This window comes from Micromonospora sp. NPDC048986, assembly GCF_040649335.1.
Taxonomy (GTDB): Bacteria; Actinomycetota; Actinomycetes; order Mycobacteriales; family Micromonosporaceae; genus Micromonospora; species Micromonospora alfalfae.
The window spans coordinates 1,030,236-1,052,872 of sequence record NZ_JBEZFJ010000001.1; the positions used below are offsets into that span (position 1 = coordinate 1,030,236).

Annotated in this window: 18 protein-coding genes and 2 tRNA genes; 12 read left to right on the top strand and 8 right to left on the bottom strand. The window is 69.0% G+C overall.

Going from position 1 to position 22,637, the window contains the following annotated elements:
* The first annotated feature begins 307 nt into the window (after positions 1–307).
* Positions 308–2,041 (top strand): hypothetical protein, encoded by a 1,734-nt coding sequence (locus tag AB0B94_RS04840; protein WP_357268444.1) that lies wholly within the window; start codon positions 308–310, stop codon positions 2,039–2,041.
* A gap of 101 nt (positions 2,042–2,142) precedes the next feature.
* Here AB0B94_RS04840 and AB0B94_RS04845 read toward each other — a convergent pair whose 3' ends face one another.
* Positions 2,143–2,919 carry a hypothetical protein gene (locus AB0B94_RS04845; protein ID WP_357268446.1) on the bottom strand — a complete coding sequence of 259 codons (777 nt, stop codon included), beginning with the start codon at positions 2,917–2,919 and terminating at the stop codon, positions 2,143–2,145.
* A gap of 326 nt (positions 2,920–3,245) precedes the next feature.
* On the opposite strand from AB0B94_RS04845, the gene AB0B94_RS04850 reads away from it, so the two are divergent.
* Complete coding sequence (locus tag AB0B94_RS04850) at positions 3,246–4,775, top strand: peptide deformylase (RefSeq protein WP_357268256.1); 1,530 nt, start codon at positions 3,246–3,248, stop codon at positions 4,773–4,775.
* A 67-nt stretch (positions 4,776–4,842) separates the two neighbouring features.
* Here the strand turns inward: AB0B94_RS04850 and AB0B94_RS04855 are convergent, their stop codons facing one another.
* Positions 4,843–5,958 (bottom strand): globin domain-containing protein, encoded by a 1,116-nt coding sequence (locus AB0B94_RS04855; RefSeq protein WP_357268258.1) that lies wholly within the window; start codon positions 5,956–5,958, stop codon positions 4,843–4,845.
* Positions 5,959–6,102: 144 nt separating this feature from the next.
* Between AB0B94_RS04855 and AB0B94_RS04860 the strand changes: the two genes are divergently transcribed.
* Entirely contained in the window at positions 6,103–6,873 is a 771-nt protein-coding gene (locus AB0B94_RS04860) for a CPBP family intramembrane glutamic endopeptidase (RefSeq protein WP_357268260.1), read from the top strand.
* Between the two features lie 4 nt (positions 6,874–6,877).
* Here the strand turns inward: AB0B94_RS04860 and AB0B94_RS04865 are convergent, their stop codons facing one another.
* Positions 6,878–7,726, bottom strand: coding sequence for a hypothetical protein (locus AB0B94_RS04865; RefSeq protein ID WP_357268262.1), 849 nt, complete (start codon positions 7,724–7,726; stop codon positions 6,878–6,880).
* 585 nt (positions 7,727–8,311) lie between these two features.
* Here AB0B94_RS04865 and AB0B94_RS04870 point away from each other — a divergent pair.
* The 4 genes from AB0B94_RS04870 (at position 8,312) to AB0B94_RS04885 (ending at position 11,339) form a co-directional block, all read left to right on the top strand.
* Positions 8,312–8,402, top strand: a tRNA-Ser gene (locus AB0B94_RS04870).
* Between the two features lie 35 nt (positions 8,403–8,437).
* Positions 8,438–8,510, top strand: a tRNA-Arg gene (locus AB0B94_RS04875).
* Positions 8,511–8,962: 452 nt separating this feature from the next.
* Positions 8,963–10,279 carry an MFS transporter gene (locus tag AB0B94_RS04880; RefSeq protein ID WP_357268264.1) on the top strand — a complete coding sequence of 439 codons (1,317 nt, stop codon included), beginning with the start codon at positions 8,963–8,965 and terminating at the stop codon, positions 10,277–10,279.
* Positions 10,280–10,316: 37 nt separating this feature from the next.
* Positions 10,317–11,339: a 3-oxoacyl-[acyl-carrier-protein] synthase III C-terminal domain-containing protein gene (locus AB0B94_RS04885; RefSeq protein WP_357268266.1), complete on the top strand. Its 1,023-nt coding sequence runs from the start codon at positions 10,317–10,319 to the stop codon at positions 11,337–11,339.
* 10 nt (positions 11,340–11,349) lie between these two features.
* Here the strand turns inward: AB0B94_RS04885 and AB0B94_RS04890 are convergent, their stop codons facing one another.
* The 5 genes from AB0B94_RS04890 to AB0B94_RS04910 all read right to left on the bottom strand — a co-directional run bounded on the left by AB0B94_RS04890 (position 11,350) and on the right by AB0B94_RS04910 (position 16,658).
* Positions 11,350–12,222, bottom strand: a complete 873-nt coding sequence (locus tag AB0B94_RS04890; RefSeq protein WP_357268268.1) for a hypothetical protein — start codon at positions 12,220–12,222, stop codon at positions 11,350–11,352.
* Between the two features lie 49 nt (positions 12,223–12,271).
* Entirely contained in the window at positions 12,272–13,219 is a 948-nt protein-coding gene (locus AB0B94_RS04895) for a carbohydrate kinase family protein (protein ID WP_357268270.1), read from the bottom strand.
* 46 nt (positions 13,220–13,265) lie between these two features.
* Entirely contained in the window at positions 13,266–14,459 is a 1,194-nt protein-coding gene (gene metK, locus AB0B94_RS04900; protein WP_357268272.1) for a methionine adenosyltransferase, read from the bottom strand.
* A gap of 64 nt (positions 14,460–14,523) precedes the next feature.
* On the bottom strand, positions 14,524–16,257 hold the full coding sequence (locus AB0B94_RS04905) for a thiamine pyrophosphate-binding protein (RefSeq protein ID WP_357268274.1): 1,734 nt from the start codon (positions 16,255–16,257) through the stop codon (positions 14,524–14,526).
* 20 nt (positions 16,258–16,277) lie between these two features.
* On the bottom strand, positions 16,278–16,658 hold the full coding sequence (locus AB0B94_RS04910) for a nuclear transport factor 2 family protein (protein ID WP_357268276.1): 381 nt from the start codon (positions 16,656–16,658) through the stop codon (positions 16,278–16,280).
* 652 nt (positions 16,659–17,310) lie between these two features.
* Here AB0B94_RS04910 and AB0B94_RS04915 point away from each other — a divergent pair.
* The 5 genes from AB0B94_RS04915 (at position 17,311) to AB0B94_RS04935 (ending at position 22,552) form a co-directional block, all read left to right on the top strand.
* A complete protein-coding gene (locus AB0B94_RS04915) occupies positions 17,311–18,006 on the top strand; it encodes a class I SAM-dependent methyltransferase (protein WP_357268279.1) in 696 nt (231 codons plus the stop codon).
* Between the two features lie 14 nt (positions 18,007–18,020).
* On the top strand, positions 18,021–19,070 hold the full coding sequence (locus tag AB0B94_RS04920; RefSeq protein ID WP_357268281.1) for a saccharopine dehydrogenase: 1,050 nt from the start codon (positions 18,021–18,023) through the stop codon (positions 19,068–19,070).
* Positions 19,067–20,218: a saccharopine dehydrogenase family protein gene (locus tag AB0B94_RS04925; RefSeq protein ID WP_357268283.1), complete on the top strand. Its 1,152-nt coding sequence runs from the start codon at positions 19,067–19,069 to the stop codon at positions 20,216–20,218. Before AB0B94_RS04920 ends, AB0B94_RS04925 begins: the two co-directional genes overlap by 4 nt.
* Before the next feature lie 109 nt (positions 20,219–20,327).
* A complete protein-coding gene (locus AB0B94_RS04930) occupies positions 20,328–21,317 on the top strand; it encodes a DMT family transporter (protein ID WP_357268285.1) in 990 nt (329 codons plus the stop codon).
* An 11-nt stretch (positions 21,318–21,328) separates the two neighbouring features.
* Positions 21,329–22,552: an ATP-grasp domain-containing protein gene (locus AB0B94_RS04935; protein WP_357268287.1), complete on the top strand. Its 1,224-nt coding sequence runs from the start codon at positions 21,329–21,331 to the stop codon at positions 22,550–22,552.
* Positions 22,553–22,637: the final 85 nt, after the last annotated feature.

The following is a 22,637-nucleotide window of genomic DNA, read 5'->3' on the forward strand; positions in this document are numbered from 1 at the left end:
TTCCTCACGATATGAACTCGACCCGATCCTGGACCGACAGAGTGAATCATCCGCTGAGACGGCGAAAGAATCGAGGCATCGGGGTGGCCGAATTGTGGTCGGGGGGTGGGTTCGTGATCGGCGGTCGGCGAACCCGGCACATAGTACGGCAGTACCCCGAAACATGTCACGGCGGTGCCATACGCTGACTACCCTATGAATTGTCATGACTACTCCTGAACCGGACGTGCCCAGCGACAGTGGCGGCCCGGCCGCCACGTCGTCGGCGGAGGGGGCCTCCGGCGCTGTTCGGCCTTCCCGCAGGGGGATGTGGGCCGATCTGGCCGCCGTGCTGAGCTTCGTGCTGCTCGGCTTCTGGGTCACCTGTCGACTCTGGCTGGACCCGGGCAGCGATGTGCGGGACAACCAGTCCGATCAGTCGCAGTTCGAATGGATGATGGCTCACGGTACTCGAGTCGTCACGCACTTTGCGTACCCGTTCCATTCCAATCAGATGAACGTCCCCGACGGCGTCAATCTGATGGCCAATACGTCCGTATTATCCATTTCATTGCCAATGACGCCGATCACAGTGCTGTTCGGGCCGCGGGCGTCATTTCTGATCTTTCTCACCGCCGGCATGATTGCCACAGCCGCGGCCTGGTATTTCCTGCTCTCCCGGGTCCTGATCGGCAGTCGGGGGCCGGCGTGGCTGGGCGCCGGCTTCTGCGCGTTCGCGCCGGCCATGGTGTCGCACGCCAATGGGCACCCGAACATCGTGTCGCAGTTCGTCGTCCCGTTGATCATTTGGCGCACGCTGCGACTCGCTGAACCGGGCCGCTGGCTGCGCAACGGGGTCCTCCTCGCCCTGGTCATCGTCTGGCAGGCGTTCCTCAACCTGGAGATCCTGCTGATGACCGCGATCGGGCTCGGCGTGATCGTCGGGGTGCTCGCCCTCGGCCGGCCGGATCTACGGTCGCGGGCCCGCTCCTTCCTCGCCGGGCTGGCCGTCGGCGCCGGGGTCGCCGGGCTCCTGCTCGCGTACCCCCTGTACGTCCAGTTCTTCGGACCTGACGCGTACTCCGGGCTGTCCCGCCTGATCCGCGGCTACTCCAGCGACGTGGCCTCGTTCGTCGCGTACTCCCGGGAATCGCTGGCCGGTAGCGCGCGCACCGCCGCGGGCCTGGCCAAGAACCCGACCGAGGAGAACAGCTTCTTCGGTTGGGCGCTGGTGGTGCTGGTGATCGCAGTGGTCTGGTGGCTGCGCCGCTCGATCGTGGTGCTCGCGCTGGCCGCGCTCGGGTTGCTCTTCGCGGTGCTCTCGCTCGGTCGGGAGGTCCGCTTCGACAACCGGGGTACGGGTGTGCCGGGCCCGTGGGCGGCGCTGGAGAACCTGCCCATCCTGCACTCGGTGGTGCCGACACGCTGGGCGTTGGCGATCACCCCGATCATCGGGCTGCTGCTCGCCTACGGTGCCGAACGGGCCCGTGAGTTGGCCGAAGCGCACCCGGCCGCTCGGGGACAGGTCCGCTTCGTCACCGCCACCGTGCTCACGATGGCCCTGTTGCCGATCCTCCCCACCCCGCTGCCCGTGGCCCACCTCGAACCGGTCCCCAGCTTCGTGACCAGTGGGGCGTGGCGGCCCTACGTGGCCGGTGGGCGCAGTGTGGTGACCCTGCCGTTGCCGGACACCACCTACGCCGAGCCGCTGCGCTGGTCTGCCTCGACCCGGCTGGACATGCCGCTGGCCCGTGGCTACTTCCTCGGCCCGGACACCCGCCCGAACGCCGATCCGCCGAAGGTCGCGTTGTTCGGTGCGACTCCTCGACCCACCAGCAGTTTCTTCGCCACCATCAGGCGCACCGGGGCGGTGCCGCCGATCACCCCGCAGAGCCGGGTCCGAGCGGTCGACGACCTGCGCTACTGGCGGGCCGGGGTGGTCATCCTCGGGCCACACGAGCACGAGGAGGCGCTGCGCCGGGGCATGACCGAGCTGACCGGGATCCAACCGGTCTTCACCGGCGGCGTGTGGGTGTGGGATGTCCGGTCGTTGACCGACTGAGCGAGCAGTGCGGCCCAGCCTGGCCCAGGGCCTGTTTCATAAGAACTGGCCGGTCGTTGCCCGGACTCCGCCTCGGCTCGCCCGCCCTTATGAAACAGGCCCTAGCGGACGCAGCAGCCCTGGCAGACCTTCGGGCGGGGGAGGGTGAAGGCGAGGCAGCAGGTGCGGCGCTGCACTGTCGGCTCACCGGTCGGCTCCGGCACCAACTCGATCAGGTCGGCCAGGTCGAGTGCGCCGAGCAGTGTGTCGATGCTCTGCACGGTGGAGCCGGGCAGGGCGTCCGCAGCCCGCAGGATGCCGTGCGCGATGCCGGAGGCTACCGAGCCGAGCAGCGTCCGGGTGCCCACCCGGACCTCGGACTGGATCGCCGTGATGAGCGGCGCCAGGTGGGCGTCGAGCAGGGACGCGCGTAGCGCGGCCAGCAGCTCCGCCTCGTCGGCGACGACCCGCACCTCCGGCAGGCCGGCCAGCGCCAGCGGGTCGTTCGGCAGCACCGCCACCGTGGTGCCCCGGCGCATGCCCATTGTGAGCAGCTGCCGATGGTCCTCGAAGTGGATCAGCAGGTCGGCCGGATCGAGCAGCGGGACCCGCCGGGCGGAGGCCCAGCCGAGCACCACCGGCAGCGCGGCCCAGTAGCTGTAGGACTTCCAGGCCAGCGCCGCGCAGGCGTGCGGGGTGCCGCCCCAGCGGACGGCGGCGCCGTTCAGCAGCTCCGGCAGTCGGCTGCCGTCGATCAGGGTGGTGGCGGGCGCCCAGCCGAGCTCGTCGTCGACCAGCAGGCCCCGGGCGAGGCCGGGGAGGTCGTCGGTGCCGAACATGGCCCGGAGCGCCGCGGTGACGGGGGCGAGCGGCGTGGTGGCGGCCTCCCGCCGTGGCATCACCGCTGTCACCCGAATCGTCCCCTGTCTGTGTGACCGAGGAGTGCGCCCCGGCGGACGAACCAGTGCCGTCCTGAGCTAAGGCTAGCCTAACCACGCCCGCGGCCGTAAGGGAAGGCTCACCTTGGTCGCATCCCGGAGGCCCAGGTCACCCCGTGTTCGACGGGAGTAGCGCTTCGCGTACTACCCGGAGTCAGTGCTGGGAAACGCCGTCGCACGATCGATGGCCGTCGGTGAATTGTCAAGCGGTGTGTCGAAAATATGCCACTTGCGTGTGTGCTCGCGTACGGAACGTGAAACTTATAGCCCCGGCCACGAGGAAGCTGATGACTACCTCACCCCTCGAACGGGCTGCCGACTCCTTCGCGGCCGAACTCGCCCGGCAACGGACCGGGCGCGGGCTGTCCAAGAAGCAACTGGCCGTCCTGATGGGGTTCGACCCGTCCTACGTGAGTCACGTCGAGGGGCGCCGGCACCGCCCAACCGAGGACTTCGCCCGCCGCGCGGAGGCCGTCCTGGAGGCGAGCGGCGCGATCTGGCAGCGCTTCCGGGAGTACGACGACCTACGGCACGCCCGGGCGGGTCAGCCCCACCGCGAGCCGTACCTGCCAGGCCAGTGGCTGCCACCCGGCACCGGCCTGGTCGTGGAACGGGAACTGGCCACCCTCACCCACGCCGACGACGGCTACCGGTGCGTCATCCACCGTGAGCTGTACAACGCCGGCACCGAGCCGGTCACCCGCTACCTGGTCCGGGTCGCCGTCGACCGCTACCCGAACGACCCCGGCCGCTCCAACCGGCACCATCGGGAGCACCCCCTCACCTTCGCCGAGCTGCAGATACAGGCCCGTCGAGACGACGGCGGCGGAGACCCGGAGCCGATGCACTGGCGAGCCAAGCACGATCGGGACGCGTTCAAGGAGATCTGGCTGCTCTTCGAGAACGGGGAGCGACGCTTCCCCCTCTACCCGGGCGACCGGGCCACCATCGAGTACGCGTACAGCGTCGGGCACGAGAAGTGGGGCCCCTGGTTCCAGCGAGCCGTCCGACTGCCCACCCGGCAGCTCGCCGTACGCCTGGACCTGCCCGTGGCCCTCGACCCGCAGGTCTGGGGCGTGGAGACCTCGCTCAGCGCGGAGGAGGGCCCGCTGCGGACGGCGCCGCAGCGTCACGACGAGGGCGAACGGGTGATCTACGACTGGCAGACCGACGACCCCCCGTTGAACGCCCGCTACCGGATGCAGTGGCGGTTCCGTGCCCGACCCGACACCGAACCGGACATCGGCCCCGGTGGCGCCCGGGTCCGACCCAGCGACCGGATGCGCGGCCTCGGCATCGTGCAACGCGGGGACGACCTGCTCCGCCAGCGGGCCCGCCCGTTCGACCTGCCCGGGGAGGAACACGTCGCCCGGGACGTGGTCGACCGGCTCACCATGGCCCTGGCCCGGCTCGACGAGCTGCACCCGTTCAGCAAGGGGGTGGGCGTCGCCGCCCCGCAGTTCGGCATCGGCCGGGCGGCGGCCGTGGTGCGGCCCCCCGACCGGTCGGCGGAGCCGGTCGTCCTGCTCAACCCCCGGGTGGTCGACGCCGACCCGGAGACCGACGAGCAGTACGAGGGCTGCCTCTCCTTCTTCGACCACAGAGGTCTGGTGCCCCGGCCGCTGCGACTGGACGTGGAACACGCCCAGTGGGACGGCAGCCGGATCATCACGTCGTTCGAATTCGGCATGGCCCGGCTGGTCGCACACGAGATCGACCACCTGGAGGGCCGGCTGTACGTCGACCGGATGGCACCCGGCGTGCCACTGGTGCCGGTGGAGGAGTACCGCGAGACCGGGCGCCCCTGGCGCTACTGACCAGGAAGGGCCGGGGCGCGTGCCCCAGGGGGCAGGGGCACGCGCCCCGGTGTGGGGGGAGGAACGTCTAGAGGTCACCGAAGGTGTCGTAACGGATGTGCGGCGGCGGCACATCGTCCGCGGCGAGCACCCGCAGGGTGGACCGGACCATTCGGGCGGCACCGGAGACGAAGCAGTCGTGCGTGGTCCACGGGCCGTACCGGGCCACGACCTCCGGGATCTCGCCCTGCTCGCCGTCGAAGTCCGGATCCTCACTGCACGCGGCGGTGACCGACAACCACGGGTGCACGGCCACCAACTCCTGCAACCCGTCCAGGCCGTACAGGTCGGCCGCCTGCCGGGCACCGTAGAAGACGTGCACCCACCGGGTCCGGTTGAAGGTGGCCAACTCCTCCACCAGCGCCTTGATCGGCGCCAGCCCGACGCCGCCGGCCACGCAGAGGATGTCCCGTTCCGAGGCGCGGTCCAGGGTCATCGACCCCATTGGCGCCGCCAGGCGGAGCAGGTCACCCGGCCGCACCCGCCGCACCAGCGCACCGGACACCCAGCCGGCCCCCGGAGACCGCACGTGGAACTCCAGCACGTTGTCGTCGTTCGGGGCGTTCGCCACCGAGTAGTTGCGCCACACCCGGGGGTGGAAGCGCGGCACCTCCAGGCTCACGTACTGCCCCGCCTGCCAGCGCAGCGGATGCTGCAACGCCCGGCAGGTCAGCACGGCGGTGTCCGGGCCGTACCGCTCGTGGGTCAGCACCTCGGCGTGCCAGAACGGCGGGTCGTCGTCGGAGGCGGCACCGGCCACCATCAGGGCGGCGATCGCCGCGTACGCCTCCCGCCACGCCTGGTCGTACTCCAGGTTCCAGCCGTCGCCGGCGGTGCTGCGCAGCGCGTCCAGCAGCGCGACGCCCATCGTGGCGTAGTGCCGCTCGTCGACGTGGTACTTGCGATGGTCTCGGCCCAGCGCCCGGAGGAACTCGTCGAAGCTCTCCGGGTCGTCGACAGTGTGGATGGCCGTGATGATCGCTTCCAGTAGGCGGTCGCCCTGGCCGGTCATCTGTACCGGGAAGAGTTGCCGCAGGGCGGGGTCGAGCAGGAACAGCCGAGCGTAGAAGTGACCGCTCAGCCGGACCCGGTCGTCCTCAACCAGGGTCCAGCTCTCCTTCAGCAACCGCGCGAGGTTGTCCACTGACGCTCCTTCTCCAGACGGCAACGGATCGGGCGCCCATAGAATCTCCACGGAGCGTGTCGACTGGTCGCACAGAATGTGCGATCGGCTCATGGTGGCCGGTCGGCCATGTCACCTTCGCCGCATGTCGGGCAGAGTGGTGCGGTGACAGTTGAGCTGACCCGCCCGGTGTCCCGCCGACTGCTGGGCACCGAGACGCTGCTGGTCCTCGGCCTGTCCCTCGGCCAGTCAGCGATCTACGCGGTGGTCTCGATCATCGCGAAGTTGACCGCCGACGGTCCGCTCTCCAAGCAGACCGCCTCACTGAACACCTCGGCGTCGGCCCGCCCCTGGCTGGACCTCACGTACCAACTGCTCGGCATCGTGTTCGCGCTGCTGCCGGTGCTGCTCGCCGTACACCTGCTCAGCCGTGACCCCGGCGACCCGGCGCGGACCCTCGGCCTGGACGCCCGGCGGCCCGGTCAGGACGTGGCGCGCGGCGCCGGCCTGGCGGCGCTCATCGGCCTACCCGGGCTGGCGCTGTTCTGGGTGGCGGCCCACCTGGGCCTCAACGCCACGCTGGTGCCAGCCGCGCTGCCGGACGTCTGGTGGACGGTTCCGGTGCTGATCCTCGCCGCCGTGCAGAACGCCGTGCTGGAAGAGGTGATCGTGGTCGGTTACCTGGTCACCCGGCTGCGTCAGCTCCAGTGGCGGCTGGCCGCGATCATCGCGGCCAGTGCGCTGCTGCGCGGCTCGTACCACCTCTACCAGGGCTTCGGCGCGTTCGTCGGCAACGCGATCATGGGCGTCGTGTTCAGCCTCTTCTACCTGCGCACCCGGCGGGTGATGCCGCTGATCATCGCGCACACGGTGCTCGACGTGTTCGCCTTCGTCGGCTACGCGCTGCTGCCCCGGGAGTGGTTCGACTGGCTCTGACCCGTCAACGCCGGTCAGGTCGGTAAACCGCCACCGTGCGGGCCGCGAGCCGGTCGGCCGCGGCCGCGTCACCCAACGCCGCTGCGAGCACCGCCGCGCCCGGCAGCAACCGGGCCACCAGCCGCAGCGCCACCCAACCACCGGCCTGCGCCGTGAGCGGCGCGGCCAACCGCCAAGCCGCCTCCGCCGCCCGCGGCCACGCCCCCTCGACCGGGTCACCAGCCGTCTCGGCGGCGGCCAGAGCCGCCGCCGCGCTCGCCCGATCCGGGTGCACCTGGGTCAGCACCAGCAGGTCGACGGCCCGGTCCGGATGCGTCGGATCCTTGCCGTACGCCGCGGCCAGGTGCAGCACCAGCTCCGAGTGCGTCCACAGCACCGCCACCAACTCGGCCAGCGGCGCGAAGAAGCCGGCCAACGCGGAGGCCGCCCCACCCGCACCCGCCGAGCGGACGAACCGCCGGGCCGCCAACCGGGCCAGGCCGTCCGCCGAGGCGTCCGGATAGCGGTCGCGCAACCCAGCGGCCCACCCGGCCGCGCCGGGCCCGAACGTCCGCACCGCAGCCAGAGCCAACAGCTCCGGTGCGAAGCCAGGGTGGTCGAGCACGCGCGCGGCGACCGCGCGCAGCTCCGATTCCGGGGTACGCCCCAGAGCCGGCTCAGCCTGCCGCACGGCGGGTGCCGCCGGTGCCAGCCGGGGCTCGGCGGGCGCCGTCTGTTGCTCGGATGGTGCCGTCTGCTGTGCGTGCACGGGTTCGGGGGCGGGCTCTGTCGGCGTGGTGCTAGTGCGTGGGGTGACCGCGCGTTTGGTGGTCTTCGCGGCGCGCTTGCGCGGTGCCGCAGTGGTCGGGGTCACCTCTGCGGGCGTCCCGGCTGCCGTCCGGGGGGCAGCCTTGCGAACGGGGGCGGTCCGGGCCTTCGGCGGTGTCCGTGCGACGCCTGCTGCGGGGGCTGCTGCGACTCCTGTTGCGGGGCCTGCTTGATCGCCGTCCGGCTGTTGCGGCTGTTCCACGCTCGCCTCGGTGGTCGGTTCGGTCGGTGCGCGCCGAGGCTGTCGAGGCAGGGGGCGGTCCGGTGCCGGAGGCTGAAAGAGCACCGGCGGGGCAGCCTTGGCCCGTCGAGGACGCTGGCCCGCCGGGGCGGCTGACGGCGGTGCCGGCGTCTCAGCCGGCTCCACCGTTTCGGTGGGCTCCTCGGCCACTGTCGGCGGCCGGAAGGTGGCCCGTGGGGAGCGCTGACGTGCTCGTTCAGCAGGCTCTCGACGGGTCGACTCGCTGGGCGGCTGCTCCTGCATATCGATGGAGCGTAGTCCCGATCACGCCGGCGCACAGCGTGGAAACACGGAGGGCGGACGGGTCGCGGTGGGCGTACCCCGGAAGTCGTTTTGCTCCCGGTGGGTGGCGACCTGTATCCTCGGGCGCGGTGGTCTGAGGATCACCAGGGAGACTTCGCCTAGTCTGGTCTATGGCGCCGCACTGCTAATGCGGTTGGGGTCTTAAAGCCCCTCCCGGGTTCGAATCCCGGAGTCTCCGCGCGAAAGCCGGGTGTGTAGACTGGCTGAGCACAAGCGCCCGTAGCTCAATGGATAGAGCATCTGACTACGGATCAGAAGGTTAGGGGTTCGAGTCCCTTCGGGCGCACAGAGCAGTGGAAAGCCCCCGACCAGCCAAACGGCAGGGTCGGGGGTTCTTTCGTATCCGCCAAGGTCAGCGCCTGTGTGCCAGCGGCCCCCGCTCTCCCCCGGACGGGGGCCACCGATGCCAACGAGGCGGCCTACGACGCCTCGCCCAGCCGACGCGCGGGTGGCTGCCCAGCGTGCGCCGCCGGCCGTTGCGGTTGGTGAGAGTTACTTCACAGCGGCGCTGTGGGACATCCATTGTGGCCGCTGCGTTGTCGCTCTAGGATCCGAACACGTATCGCCGTGGGTCAATCAGACCGTCGCCTTGGACTGTTTCCCGCGTGAGCGTTGTGGTGCCGAACATCGGGGGAAGGGTCGGCGAATGATTCGACATGCGCACTTGACGATTCACATGGGCGTCCGTGAGGATCGCCACGCGGGCTTCATTCGGGGTAGCGCCGATGTGGCGGCCCAATGGAATATGCCCGCCACGATTGTTCGCGGCCGACGGCGTTGAACCGCTTACTCGGACTCGACCTGCATCTGATCCGCCGGCTGTCCCGTGGCAGAGCGGCCAGGGCCTTCCTGCTGGCGGTCTTCATCGACGCGGCGGGTCGGGGGATCTTCCTCACCGGGTCAATCCTCTTCTACACGCAGGTCATCGGACTGACCAGCACGCAGGTGGGTACCGGCCTGTCGATCGCGGCGCTGTGCGGGCTGGTCTGCGTCGTACCCATCAGCCGGCTCGCCGATCGGGTCGGAGCGCCCCGGATGCTCATCGTGCTCCAGTTGTGGCGCGCCGCAGGCTTCTTCGCCTATCCGCTGGTCGACGATTTCAGCGGATTTTTGATAGCGGCGTGTTTCATCGGCATGGCCGAGAACGCGGCCACCCCCCTGCTGCAATCCATTGCCGGTTCGATCGCCGAGGACGATACGCCGGTCGGGACGATGGCAGCCGTTTCGGTGGTACGCAACACGGCCTACTCCCTCGCCACGCTGGCAGCTACACTCTTTATCACCCTGGCCGACGCGTCGGCGTACATCGGATTCGTACTGGTCAACGCAGCGGCTTTCTTGATCACCGCATTTTTGCTGCTGCGGGTGCGCTCGGAGCTACCGCGGGGCGTCGCGGTACGTGAGCGCGGTGCCAGTGTCGGGGCACTCCCCTGGCGGGACCTGCGTTTCGTGTCGCTGACCCTGCTCAACGGCATTCTGTTCCTGCACGCTGCGATCCTGGGTGTCGCACTGCCGCTGTGGATCGTGACGCAGACGTCGGCGCCCAAGCCGGTCGTCGGAGTCGTGTTGCTCATCAACACCGTCCTCGCCGTTGCGCTGCAGGTCCGGTTCAGCCGTGGTGGTGACGACCTCGGTCATGCCGGTCGGCTCCAGCGCCGCGCGGGTGTGACCCTCGCGGTGTTCTGCGTCCTGGCAGCGGTGTCGGGCGGGTTGGGCGACGTGGGCGCAACGGTTGTGCTGCTCCTCGCCGCGGTGGCGTTGACCTTCGGGGAGCTGTGGCAGTCGGCCGGTGGATGGGGCGTGTCCTTCGGGCTGTCCCCGGTTGATCGACGCAATTTCTATCTCGGTCTGTACAACCTTGGCGCGGGTGGTTTCGCGGTCATCGGCCCGGGGCTGCTCACGGTTGCCGTCGTCGGTCGCGGGCCGGTCGGCTGGCTGGTCCTCGGAGCCGTCCTTCTCGTCGCCGGGGTGCTCACATCGGTGCTGACACAGCGTCCGCCCCGTTCCCGGGAATCCGGTGACGCCGGGGTGCCCAGCCGGGCCGGAGGGGCCTGACCCGAGCGTGGAGTACCGCCACAAGGAAGGAAGTGCCATGCCGCCCGTGCAATTCGGTGTCGTCTCGCTGGGTGCCGCGTTAGGGGAGCCGCAGGATGTCGCTGAGGTGGCACCGAGCTACGTGAAGGATCCCGAGCGTGTGATGGCGTGGGGCTATCGCACGTTCCATCGGGTCGTCGACGGCACCACGTCGGCGCACCTCGGCGCCCGGGCGGCCGCCCAGGCGTTGGAGCGGGCGCGGATCGAGGTCGGCGAGATCGATCTGCTCGTGGTGGCCGCCAGCGACGTCCCTGACTACCTGCAGTGGGACGTCTCCTCGGCCGTGGCCCGGGAGCTGGGAATGGTCGGGACGCCTACCCTGCTGCTCACTCAGGCCTGCGCCGCCACGGTGACGGCGTTCCAGCAGATCGCCGGGACCTTCGCCGTCCGTGACGACGTGCGGACCGTCCTCCTCGTCGCGATCAACCAGGTCAGTGAGGGGCACGCCAACCGGATGAACACCAACACGTGTGTCTCCAGCGACGGGGCCGCCGCCGCGGTGTTGAGGCGGAACCATGCGACGTTGCGGTGGCTGGCGACCGACCAGTTCACTGATCCCGAATGCGTCGACTTCTTCCGGGTGGAGTACGGCGGGGCGGCGGCACCGATCGCCCCGGAGGGCCTCGGCAACCTCGAATTTGACCGGCTCGCCGCCGTCTACCGGCAGTTCCGCCGTGACCCCGACCACTTCACACGGTTCACCCGCGAGCTGAACCAGCGGGTCGCCCTGGTCGTGGACAACGCCTTCGCGCGCTCCGGTGTCGACCGGGCCCGGCTGACCCGGCTGATCTACCTCAACGACAACTACAAGGCGATGGTCGACGTGGCCGAGGCGGTCGGCTTGCCGCTCGATCGGACCAACTTCGAGCTGGGGGCGTCAATCGGCCACTGTGGCGCCGCTGACCAGCTGATCTGCCTGGACACCTACGTCGAGCGCGGCGATCTGCAGAAGGGCGACGTGGTGGCACTGGCCGGCATCGGGTACGGCATGCACTGGTTCTGTACCCTCCTGGAGGTCTGACCGCCTCCGCTCATCGCGGCAGAGAGGCCGCGATGAGGTGCATCTCCTTCTCCGGCTCCAGGTACTCGGCGCGAATCTCGATGGAACGCAGCTCCCCGAGGCTGCTGACATGTGTGCCGCCACACGGCATCGTCGCCACCGGCGAGATCTCACAGCGCCAGACCCGCTCCGCAGTGAAGCTGTCCGACGATCCGACGAGATGAACCGGGGCATCGGCGGCGACCCAGGAGGCCAGCAGATCGTTGGCGCGAGCGAGGTACGTGTCGAGGCCGGCGAGCATCCCGGCGTGGTCGAAACCCTTGCGTCGTAGAGACTTGCCCAGGCGATAGCGGTCCACGCTGCTGCCCAGGTCGTGCCGGCTGTCGATCAGCGCGGCGGCGTCGAAGTTGCGGCTTCCCCGGGAATCCCGGGGCGCGTCCTTGCTCCACAGTTCGTCGGTGGCCTCGTTGAACGCGTACGCCACCAGATGGCACCCGGTGTGGGCGGCGCTCAACCACCGACGCCGATGATCGTCCACCGTCAGCTGGGCGGTCCGACCGACCCAGGACTCCTCCGGCTGCTTGACGATGAGGTGAGCGACAGCGAACACGTGCTCGGTGTCGCCACGGCGTGCGGTCACCTCAGGCCCGATGGACACCGCACCGTCTGCCGGCCGGAACGTGACGATCTGGGTGTCGACGACCGGGGTGACCTGATCGCCCACGGTCAGGTTGCCGTGATCTCCCGGTTGGTCCGGCCAGGCGGCGTCGACCGGGTGGAACGGGGTCGCGTCGGTGACGACGGCCCAGCGCCCGGAGCCGGCTGGCAGGACCGCCTCGATCCGCGCTTCTGCGGCGATGTCACCCCGGTGATAGGAGATCCGGGTCTCGGTGATCTCGTACAAGGCTTCTCCATGGAGCAACATGTGCGCACTGCCTTCGACAGTGGGGCGTTCAGCTGGCGTCGGTGCGGCCGACGGCCGCACGCACGGCATCGGCCAGGTCGATACGGTAATGCTTGGCGAGCTCGGCGCAGAGCTGTTCGACAGTCACGTCGTATTGTTGACCACCTTCGTGTTGCAGGGCGTACCAGGCGAGCTGACATCCGATCGCGGCGGCGTCGATGTGCGACAGGCCCCAGTCGATGCCGGCGAAGAACCCGGCTCGGAAGGCGTCGCCACCGCCGGTGGGGTCGACCACCACCGGGACCGACGCGGCGGGCACCGTGGCGTCGCCGTGTTCGTCGCGGATCCGTACGCCTCGCGGGCCGAGCGTGGTCACCACGGTGCCGACCAGCCCGAGCAGACCCTTCTCGGTCAGTTCGCACTTCTCCAGAAGCAGGTCGAACTCGTACTCGTTGGTCAACAGGTAGCGGGCCCCCGTGATGAAGGCACGCAGTTGCTCACCCGGCATCCCGGCGATCTGCTGCGACGGGTCGGCTGCGAAGGGCCAGCCGGCCTGCCGGCAGCAGGCTGCGTGTCTCAGCATGGCGTCCGGCGAGTCGGGCGAGATGATCACCAGGTCCGGTGCGGCTCGGTCTCCACCGACGACGGCGGCCAGGTCCAGGCGATGGGCCTCGGCCATCGCGCCGGGATAGAAGGACGCGATCTGGCACTGCTGCTCGTCAGTCGTGCAGATGAAACGGGCAGTGTGCTCGCCATCGACGACGAGCACTGGCGAGCAATCGACGCCGTGCCGTTCCAGGAACGACCGGTAGTCGGCGAAGTCGCGCCCGACCGCGCCGACCAGGCTCGGTCGTAGACCGAGCCTGCTCATGCCGTACGCGATGTTGGCGGCAACGCCACCACGGCGGATCACCAGTTCATCGACCAGGAAGGACAGCGACACCGCGTGCAGGCGGTCCGCGAGGAACTGATCGGAGAAGCGGCCGGGGAAACGCATCAGGTGATCCGTGGCGATCGATCCGGTGACGTAGAGCCGCCCCATGTCAGCTGGTCGCCGCGCTCTTCAGGTCGGCGGCGCGGTCAGTGCGCTCCCACGTCAGGTCCGGCAGCTCACGGCCGAAGTGGCCGTACGCGGCGGTCTGCTGGTAGATCGGACGCAGCAGGTCCAGGTCGCGGATGATCGCGGCCGGACGCAGGTCGAACACCTCCTTGATCGCCTTTTCGATCCGCTCGGCCGGCACGTTCTCGGTCCCGAACGTCTCCACGAACAAGCTCACCGGGTGGGCCTTGCCGATCGCGTAGGCCACCTGCACCTCGCACCGCTCGGCCAAGCCGGCCGCCACCACGTTCTTGGCGACCCAGCGCGTCGCGTACGCCGCCGAACGATCCACCTTCGACGGGTCCTTGCCGGAGAACGCACCACCACCGTGGCGGGCGTAACCGCCGTACGTGTCGACAATGATCTTTCGACCGGTCAGGCCCGCGTCACCCATCGGACCGCCGATCTCGAACCGGCCCGTGGGGTTCACCAGCAGCCGGTAACCCTCGACGTCCAGGCCGAGGGCCTCCAGCTCGGGAGCGATGACGTGGTCGCTGACGTCCGGCGTCAGCAGCGACTCCAACGAGATGTCGGCGGCGTGCTGCGACGACACCACCACCGTGTCCAGACGCACCGGACGCAGACCGTCGTACTCGATGGTGACCTGCGTCTTACCGTCAGGACGCAGGTAGGGGATCGTCCCGTCCTTACGGGCGGCCGACAGCCGGCGGGCCAGGCGGTGCGCCAGCGCGATCGGCAGCGGCATCAGCTCCGGCGTCTCCGAGCAGGCGAACCCGAACATCATGCCCTGGTCCCCGGCGCCCTGGCTGTCCAGCGAGTCGGCGGTCCCACCCTCGCGCTTCTCGATGGCGGCGTCGACACCCTGCGCGATGTCGGGCGACTGCGAGCCGATGGAGACGCTCACGCCGCAGGAAGCGCCGTCGAAGCCCTTCTTCGACGAGTCGTAACCGATCCGCAGGATCGTGTCGCGAACGATGCCGGGAATGTTGGCGTAGGCCTGCGTGGTGACCTCGCCCGCCACGTGCACCTGGCCCGTGGTGATCAGGGTCTCCACCGCGACGCGGCTTCGCGGGTCCTGTGCGAGCAGGGCGTCGAGAATTCCGTCGCTGATCTGGTCAGCGATCTTGTCCGGGTGGCCTTCCGTGACCGACTCGGAGGTGAACAGGCGGCGTGCCACGACGTTTTCCTTTCGATATCGACGCGTTCCAGGGTCAGGCGCGCCGGCGGAGGGGCAAGGGTCTTCAGTGGATTGGGCGTTGCGTGGCGGTGCCGGCGATTGCTGCCTGCCACGCCTCCACCGGCGGCGGATTGTCCATGTGCTCGGGAACCCGGACGTGGATGACGGACGGGCCACTTCCGGTGGCCGCCTCCTTGATCATCACGCTGAGCTGTTCCGGGTCGAACGCTCGTGCCGCGGGCAGTCCCATGCCGTTGGCGAGCAGGACGGGATCGATTCGTCCGGGGTCGACCGCGAAGTAGCGCCCGCCGGCGTAAAGGTGCTGGATCATCTTGATCCAGCCGAGGGAGGTGTTGTCCAGGACCACGTAGGTGATCGGCAGCCCGAGCCGGCCGGCCGTCTCCCAGTCGCCGAGACCCATCGCCACGCTGCCCTCTGTGGTGAGGCAGAGGATCCGCTCGCCGGGGTGCGCCACGGCGACGCCGATCGCGGCCGAGATGGCGAAGCCCAGTGGCCCGTGACCGCGAGGAATGACTACCCGCCACCCGTCGCCGGACGATTCCCAGAAGGAGGCGAGGAACGGCGTGGGAGTTCCGGCGTCCGCCACGACCCAGGTGGACCCGCCGAATTCGGCATGCAGCGCACGAACCACGTCCCGCGGCTGGAGCCGCTGGTCACCGGGGTCCGGCAGTGGCGACGAGTTCGCCGTGACCCACAGTTGCCGGGCGGTGGCGAGAGCCTGGATCCGACTGTCGCGCGTCTGCTCGTCGGCGGCGGGTAGCGCCTGGCGTAGCTGGTCGAGAGCCGTCCCGACGTCCGCGATCAGGGGCGTGCTGCCGGGGTAGTTGCGTCCGGCCCGCTGCGCAGAGAGGTCGATGTGCGCGATCCGGGTGCCAGAGCGTGGGGGTGCCGTGAAACTGGCCGTGTCGGTGGCGTTCGCGCGGGTTCCCGCGAAGAGGACGAAGTCGGAGTTGCGCAGATAGTCGTTGGCGTACTCCCGGGCGCCGTTGGCGCCGACGACGCCGAGGGCGAGTGGGTGGTCCTCGGCGAGGGCGCCCTTGCCGTGGATGGAGGTGCCGACCGGAATGGCCGCGTGCTCCGCGAGGTCGGTGAGGGCGCGCCAGGCACCGGACAGGTGCACGCCGCCGCCGGCGACGATCGCGGGGCGTGCGGCCTGTGCGATCTGTTCGGCCACCGTGTTCACTGCCTCGGTCGGGGCGAGGGGTCGTGCGGCGGGAACCGTGCTGCTGCCGGTGGCGACGGGCAGGTCGGCGGTCTCCTCCAGAACGTTCTCCGGGATGATCAGCACTACCGGGCCGGGACGGCCGCTCGTCGCTGCGGTGACTGCCTCGGCGACCGCGCCGGGCAGGTCAGCTGCCTGGTCCACGGTTCGCCGCCACTTGGTCACACCGCTGAACAGTGCCATCTGGTCGATCTCACTGATGGCGCTGGTGCCCCGGCTGCGATGCGGGTTGTCGGTGCTGATCGCCAGGATCGGGATGCCGGAGGCGAATGCCTCGCCCAGACCGCTGGCCAGATAGACGGCGCCCGCGCCGCTGGGCGCTTCGCAGACCCCGAGGCGGCGGAGGGTACGGGCATAGCCGTCAGCCATGTACGCCGCGTGGCGTTCGTCGCGGGCGAGCACGTGCCGGACGTCCTGCGGGCGCCTCGCGATGACGTCGTAGAAGTGGATGCTGGTGTCTCCGGGAAAGCCGAAGATCGTGTTGACACCGTGCCGCACCAGCGCTTCGACCAGAAGTTCCGCGCCGGCGCGCGCCGCACCCTCAGCTGCGCTCATTGATCTCTCCATGGGAGTCGCTAGGCGAATGGGACGAAGAAGAAGGTCCGGCGGTGAGAGAACAGGCCGGATCCGGAAACGGTGAAGAAGTCGGCGAAGCCGATTGTCGAGTGCTGCCCGTCCAGGGTGATCCGGTCGGCAGTGCCGTGCACCGCCACCTCCGACCCTTCAATGATCAAGGATGAGAGGTTGTGCCGGCGGCTGCGAATAGGTGGCTGAGAACGGTAGAACGCAGATATGGCCGATCGCCCGACAATGGACTTCTGGCCCGGTCTGTCGTAAATGGCGTCCGGTTCGAAGAGAAGCATCATCCCATCGATGTCATCGGCGTCGACCCGACGGTAGTAGGTGCGCACCACGTCGTCGAGGTGAATCCGATTCATCATTTGCGGCACGGACATCTCCGGCAATTATTCGCGGCTCACCACAGAGCGGCTCCGGTCGTGGTGGTCACCGGTCAGGGAGGGGTGACGGGCTGGCGCGTTAGTGGACAAAGTGCATGATCCGACATCATCCGCACATTCGTTGCCCCGCTACGTGTGGCGCTCGTCACAGACGGTGCTCGTCCGGGGCGGCGGTGGCGCGGGGCGAGGTGATGCGGTGCCTCCATTGGCATCGATGCAAGTGATCTTAAAAGGTGGCGTTTCGTGTGCTGGGACGACATGCGTACGCGGCGGGCAAGGAGCTGCGACTTTGCGGGAATGTCACCCGCCGGACCTTCGGCACGATAGCTCATCACGCGTCCGGCGTGGGGTACGTGGAGCGCTCTCCAGTCGCCGATCGGCATTTAGCCTGGGCGTCGAGTCGCCGTTCCCACATCTTAGGAAACATTGCTTGCACAGCTAGGGGTGCATGTGCTTGCATCGATCTCTGTCGGGCCGGAGTCCGAACTGGCGAGAGTGGCCCGGTGCTTCCTGGTCGTCTCGATACACACGGGGATTCTGACTAATCACTTGAACCGTCAAGGCGATGCGCCGCGTCGATGTGCCATTGGTGCGCGCGGTCGTACTCGTCACGTGATTCTGTGAGCAACCGGTAGCAAACGGGGGGGAAATGAGCACGGAAAGTCGACAGAACACGGAACTTCTGGATTTCTATCGTCCGCAGGGCGAGGGGGAGCCGAATCTCTTCGAGATCTGGGAGAAGGGCGGAGCCCGTGGCGACTCGGTGACGCCGTCGACCTACTCCACCGAGTACCGCCGCTGGATGACTGGCGTCCTGGTGAACCAGTTGCGTAGCAACAAGGCCACCGGTCTGCTCAGCCTCGGTTGCGGAAACGCCGTCGTGGAGGCGGACACCGCCAAGGCCGGCTACCGCGTGTATGCGGTTGACGCGCTGGAGGAGGCGGTCGATCTCGCCCGGGCCAAGGGCCTCGAGGCGCAGCAGGCGGACCTGAACACCTGGACGCCTGACGAGAAGTGGTCGGTCATCTACATGGACGGCGTGCTCGGGCATCTGTACGACCCCGAGAACGGACTTCAGCCGATCCTGAAGCGCATCCACTCGTGGCTCGAACCGGGACCTGCCGGCGTGGCCTCGTTCGTGGCGTCCAACGACGACACCCAGAACGACTCCTGGGTGCAGGCGGCCTCGAACGTCAAGGGCTTCTACTGGCTGTCCACCGGCTACCTCGGTGAGCAGGCGCTCGCTGCGGGCTTCGACCGAGTCGAGATCCAGCACTTCCACTACCAGCGCCCGCAGTCGGGTCCTCGCCGGCGGTCCGTGGTCGTAGCACAGCTGCACGCCTGATCGGGAAGCGTGTGATGAGCGTTCTTGAGCTGTGGTTACGCGAAGAGATCAACCCGGACGAGCACCGTACCGTCCTGACCCCTGATGACGCCCGGGTGCTGATCGCCGACGGCGTACGGCTGACCGTCGAGGAGTCGGCGCACCGAATCTTCGACACCGGGGAGTACGCGGCGGCCGGTGCCCGGGTCGTCGCGGCCGGCACCTGGCCGGAGGCGTCGGCCGAGACCGTCATCGTGGGGCTCAAGGCCCCTGCCGACGAGCCGGAGCCACTGCGCCACCGGCACATCTTCTTCGGGCACGCCTACAAGGGTCAGCGTGACGGGGCGGCGCTGCTGCGCCGCTTCCGGGCCGGTGGAACCCTGCTGGACCTGGAATACCTGACCGACGACACGGGCCGCCGGGTTGCCGCGTTCGGCTACTGGGCCGGTTACGTGGGCGCGGCGTTGGCGCTCCTGCACTTCCGGGGCCGGCTCGTCCCGCCCCTACGGACGATGAGCCGCCCAGAACTGGACGAGGCTCTCGTCGCGTCCGGGAACGCCCGTGTACGGGCCTTGGTGATCGGTGCGTTGGGCCGGTGCGGCAGGGGGGCGCGAGACGCGCTGTCCGTGGGCGGGGTCGAGCCCACGGCGTGGGACCTCGCCGAGACCCGCGACCTCGACCGTCGGGCGATCCTCGACCACGATGTGCTGGTCAACACCGTGCTGTCGAACGAACTCGCGCCGCCCTTCGTGCGCTCGGAGGATCTCGACGACCCGGCTCGCAAGTTGTCGGTGATCAGCGATGTGACCTGCGACGTGACGTCCGAGTTCAACCTGCTGCCGATCTACCGGAACCCGACCGACTGGGCCCGTCCGGTGCACCACCTGCGTGCCGAGCCCACGCTCGACCTGCTCGCCATCGACAACCTGCCCTCGTTGCTGCCGCGTGAGGCGAGTGCCGCCTTCTCCGCCGACCTGCTGCCGCACCTGCGCACCCTGCGGGACGACACGCCGGTCTGGCGACGGGCGTACGACCGGTTCGCCGCCGCGACATCTGAACTCGACCTGATGGGAAGCCCGTCGTGACATCCACCCTCACTGAGCCGACCGGACGGGTTCACTGGCTCGGCACCGGTCTGTCGACCGGGAGCGGGCTCGCCCTGGTCTGCGCGACCGCGACCGGCACCACGGTCTGGGGACGCAGCCGCGAGAAGGCGCAGGCCTGTCTCGACCGGCTCGGGCTCACCGGCCGGGCCGACGCGCGGGAACTCGGCTGGGAAGCCCTCGCCGACGCCGTACGCCCTGGTGATCTCGTGGTCTCCATGCTGCCGGCCGCCGAGCACCCGACGGTGCTGCGGCTCTGCCTGCGCCAGTCGGCGCACTTCGCCAGTTCCAGTTACGTCTCGGCGGAGGTCGCCGAGCTGGCCGCCGATGCACGACGGGCCGGGCTCGTGGTGCTGACCGACGCGGGGCTCGACCCGGGCATCGATCATCTGCTGGCTCATCGGCTCGTTCAGGCCGCAGAGAAGGCCCTCGGCGACACTCCGGCGACTGTGTCGTTCACGTCGTACTGCGGGAGCTTCCCCGCGGTGCCGAACGACTTCCGCTACCGGTTCAGCTGGGCGCCGCGCGGTGTCCTGACCGCACTCGGCACTCCCGCCCGCTTCGTGGAGGGCGGGCGCGAGCTGACCGTCGACCGGCCGTACCGTGCCGCGGCGAAGCTTGTCCTGGGTGGCGAACCGTTCGAGGTCTACCCGAACCGGGATAGTGTTCCCTACATCACCACATATCAGTTCCCTAAGTCCTGGGAGGTTGACACCTTCGTTCGCGGCACGGTCCGGCTCGACGGATGGACCGACGCCTGGCAGCCGGTCTTCGCTCAGCTGGAGAACGGCACCGCCGACGAGATCACCGCCCTGGCGGCGCGGCTGGCCGAGCAGTACCCGGCCACCAGCGAGGACCATGACCGGGTGGTCATGTTCGTGCGGCTGGAGGCGGTTACCGGCGACGGAGCGCGCTGGGCCGGCGAGTACACGATGGACGTCCAGGGGGACGCCACCGAGAACGCCACACCTCGCCTGGTCTCCGTGGCCCTCGCCGGTGGGCTCGCCGAGTTGCTGGCCGGACGGTTGTCTCCCGGTCTGCACCAGGCGACCTCCGACCCCGGGTCGATCGACAGCTGGTTGGACTTCCTGTCCGCCAACGGCGTCGCCTGCCAGGAATATCTGCCATAGGCCGATGATCTGGCACATGGTTGGAATTCGATCGCCTCATGGTGTTCCGGAGTAAGTACACTTCGGACGGTCTGGCGCGGTTCACAGCCAGTTACGGGGAGGCCAGGACATGGCGCAGCAGTCGGAGACCGGGCAATCGGCGACGATTCGGCGCGGCATTGTGCCGCTGCTGATCTTCGCCGCATTGACCGCCGCGATGGACGTGTACGGCAGCAACCGACTGCAGGTGGTCAGCCCGGAAAGCCTCACCGCGGTCTCCTTCACGCTGACCGCGGTCTTCTTCCTCGTCCTGGAGGTCGTGCGCAACGGCACAGCGTTCCTGACCATGCTGCGTGACTCACGTCACGACGTCGTCGCCATCAACATCACCACCGCCGTGACGTGGCTCGCCACCTTCTACGCCCTCCGCAACCTGGAGCCCGCGGTGGTGAACGTGGTCGGCCTGGCCCTCGGTCCGGTGTTCATCCTCGTGACCGGCGCGATCCTGCGCCGGGGGGCGTCCGTCATCGCTGCGGAGGTCGTGGTCGCATTGGGGATCTGCGTGTTCCTCAGTGTCCTGGTGTGGGGCTCCTTCACCGGTGAGACCGCCGTCGGGGACATCGGTGAGAGCACCGCCGCCTGGGGACTCTTCTTCTCGGTGGTGTGCGCGATCGGATCGGCGGCCAACATCACCTACATGAAGCGGCTCAGCGATCGCGGTCGCAGCCCCCAGGAGGTGCTGGCGGTGCGGTTCTTCCTGATGATCGCGATCGGGTGGGCGATGACCGCGACGAGTTCGCTGGACGAGGTGAGGGCCGCGCTCGTGCCCGGCGCGGTGGTGGCCGTCATCGGCATCGGGCTCCCGATCTACGTACTGCAGATCGGGATCAGGCACACCGAGCCCATCACCACGGCACTGATCGTCTCGCTGTCACCGATCTTCGCCTACTTCATGCAGTTCCTGGACGGCCGGCTGCAACCCTCGCCACTGACCATCGTGGGAATCGTGGGCATCGTGGCACTCGCTACCGCCGGGACCCTGGCCCGGGCCCGCCACGACGGCCGATTGGTAACTGCGACCGTGCCGTCGGCGTACGACACCGACGGAGTCCGCCGATGAAGGAGTCCTCCATGAAATGCGCCATCGTCGACGCGTACGGCGCGGGCCGGCACCTGCCGGCCGCGCTGCGGCGTCGCGGCATTGAATTCATCCACATCCGCTCTGACGCTCCCGACTGGCGGCTCAGCTACCGGCCCGAGGAATTCACAGTCGACCTGAAGCACGAGGGGGACCTCGACGCCACAGTCGCCCGGCTCCGGGAGCACGATGTCGGCATCGTCGTGGCCGGCGCCGAGTCCGGGGTGTTGCTGGCCGACCAGATGTCGGCCGCCCTGGGCACATCGGGCAACGGCATGCGGAATCCGATGGCGCGGCGCGACAAGTTCGCCATGCACGAGGCGATCCGGGACGCCGGCCTGGCCGCCGCCGACGGCTTCCGGTCCGAGTCGGTCGACGAGATCCTCGGCTGGGCGGGTGACCGGGGGCAATGGCCGGTGGTTCTCAAGCCGCCGTCCAGTGCGGGCGGGGACAACGTCTACGTGTGCCACTCCCCTGACGAGATCAGGGACGCGTACGCGCGGATCACCGGCAACATCGACCGGTACGGCCGCCAGAATCGCCTCGTTCTGGTGCAACAGTTCCTGGCCGGCACCGAGTACTACGTCAACTCGGTCAGCCGGGCCGGTGTGCACCGGATCGTGGAGGTTTGGCGCTATCACAAGCGCTCCACCGGCGGTCGGACCATCTACGACTACGAGGACCTGCTGGCCTGGGATGACCCGGCCGCCCGGCAGATCGCCGACTACACCCTGGCGGTGCTGGACGCGCTCGAGATCCGTACCGGCGCGGGGCACACGGAGGTCATGCTGACCGCGTCCGGACCGGTTCTGGTCGAGTGCGGCGCCCGCCTCGGCGGCGGCCAGATGCCTGAGCTGTTGACCCGGTGCACCGGCACCAACCAGGTCGACAGCCTCGCCCTGGCGATCGCCGACCCTGAGGTATTCACGCGTCAGGGGACCAGCGGTTATCGGCTCGACGCCAATTTGCGCTGCGTCAACCTGATCACCGAGCGCGACGGCGTCATGCCGGGTGCCGACGCCTGGGCGGCGGTCCGGGCGCTCCCGTCCTTCGACAGCCTGGTGCTCAACATCCCGGAGGGCACCCTCCTGTCGCCCACCACCGACATGGCCACCTGCCCGGGCACGCTCTACCTGTGCGCCCCCGACCGGCAGCAGGTCATCGCCGACTACGACCGGCTGCGCTCGCTGGAACTCGCCGGCCTCTACGGCAACTGATCAACACGTCTTCGCCTCGCCGCGGCACAGCACGACGCCGCGGTGAGGTACGGGGGTGCCCGCTGGCCTGATCCGGCACCGCCGT

Coding starts and splice junctions, on each gene's coding strand:
- AB0B94_RS04840 (WP_357268444.1), top strand. CDS start 308: ATGTGGGCCGATCTGGCCGCCGTGCTGAGCTTCGTGCTGCTCGGCTTC.
- AB0B94_RS04845 (WP_357268446.1), bottom strand. CDS start 2,919: ATGCCACGGCGGGAGGCCGCCACCACGCCGCTCGCCCCCGTCACCGCG.
- AB0B94_RS04850 (WP_357268256.1), top strand. CDS start 3,246: ATGACTACCTCACCCCTCGAACGGGCTGCCGACTCCTTCGCGGCCGAA.
- AB0B94_RS04880 (WP_357268264.1), top strand. CDS start 8,963: ATGGAATATGCCCGCCACGATTGTTCGCGGCCGACGGCGTTGAACCGC.
- AB0B94_RS04885 (WP_357268266.1), top strand. CDS start 10,317: ATGCCGCCCGTGCAATTCGGTGTCGTCTCGCTGGGTGCCGCGTTAGGG.
- AB0B94_RS04895 (WP_357268270.1), bottom strand. CDS start 13,219: ATGCGTTTCCCCGGCCGCTTCTCCGATCAGTTCCTCGCGGACCGCCTG.
- AB0B94_RS04905 (WP_357268274.1), bottom strand. CDS start 16,257: ATGAGCGCAGCTGAGGGTGCGGCGCGCGCCGGCGCGGAACTTCTGGTC.
- AB0B94_RS04910 (WP_357268276.1), bottom strand. CDS start 16,658: ATGTCCGTGCCGCAAATGATGAATCGGATTCACCTCGACGACGTGGTG.
- AB0B94_RS04915 (WP_357268279.1), top strand. CDS start 17,311: ATGAGCACGGAAAGTCGACAGAACACGGAACTTCTGGATTTCTATCGT.
- AB0B94_RS04920 (WP_357268281.1), top strand. CDS start 18,021: ATGAGCGTTCTTGAGCTGTGGTTACGCGAAGAGATCAACCCGGACGAG.
- AB0B94_RS04930 (WP_357268285.1), top strand. CDS start 20,328: ATGGCGCAGCAGTCGGAGACCGGGCAATCGGCGACGATTCGGCGCGGC.
- AB0B94_RS04935 (WP_357268287.1), top strand. CDS start 21,329: ATGAAATGCGCCATCGTCGACGCGTACGGCGCGGGCCGGCACCTGCCG.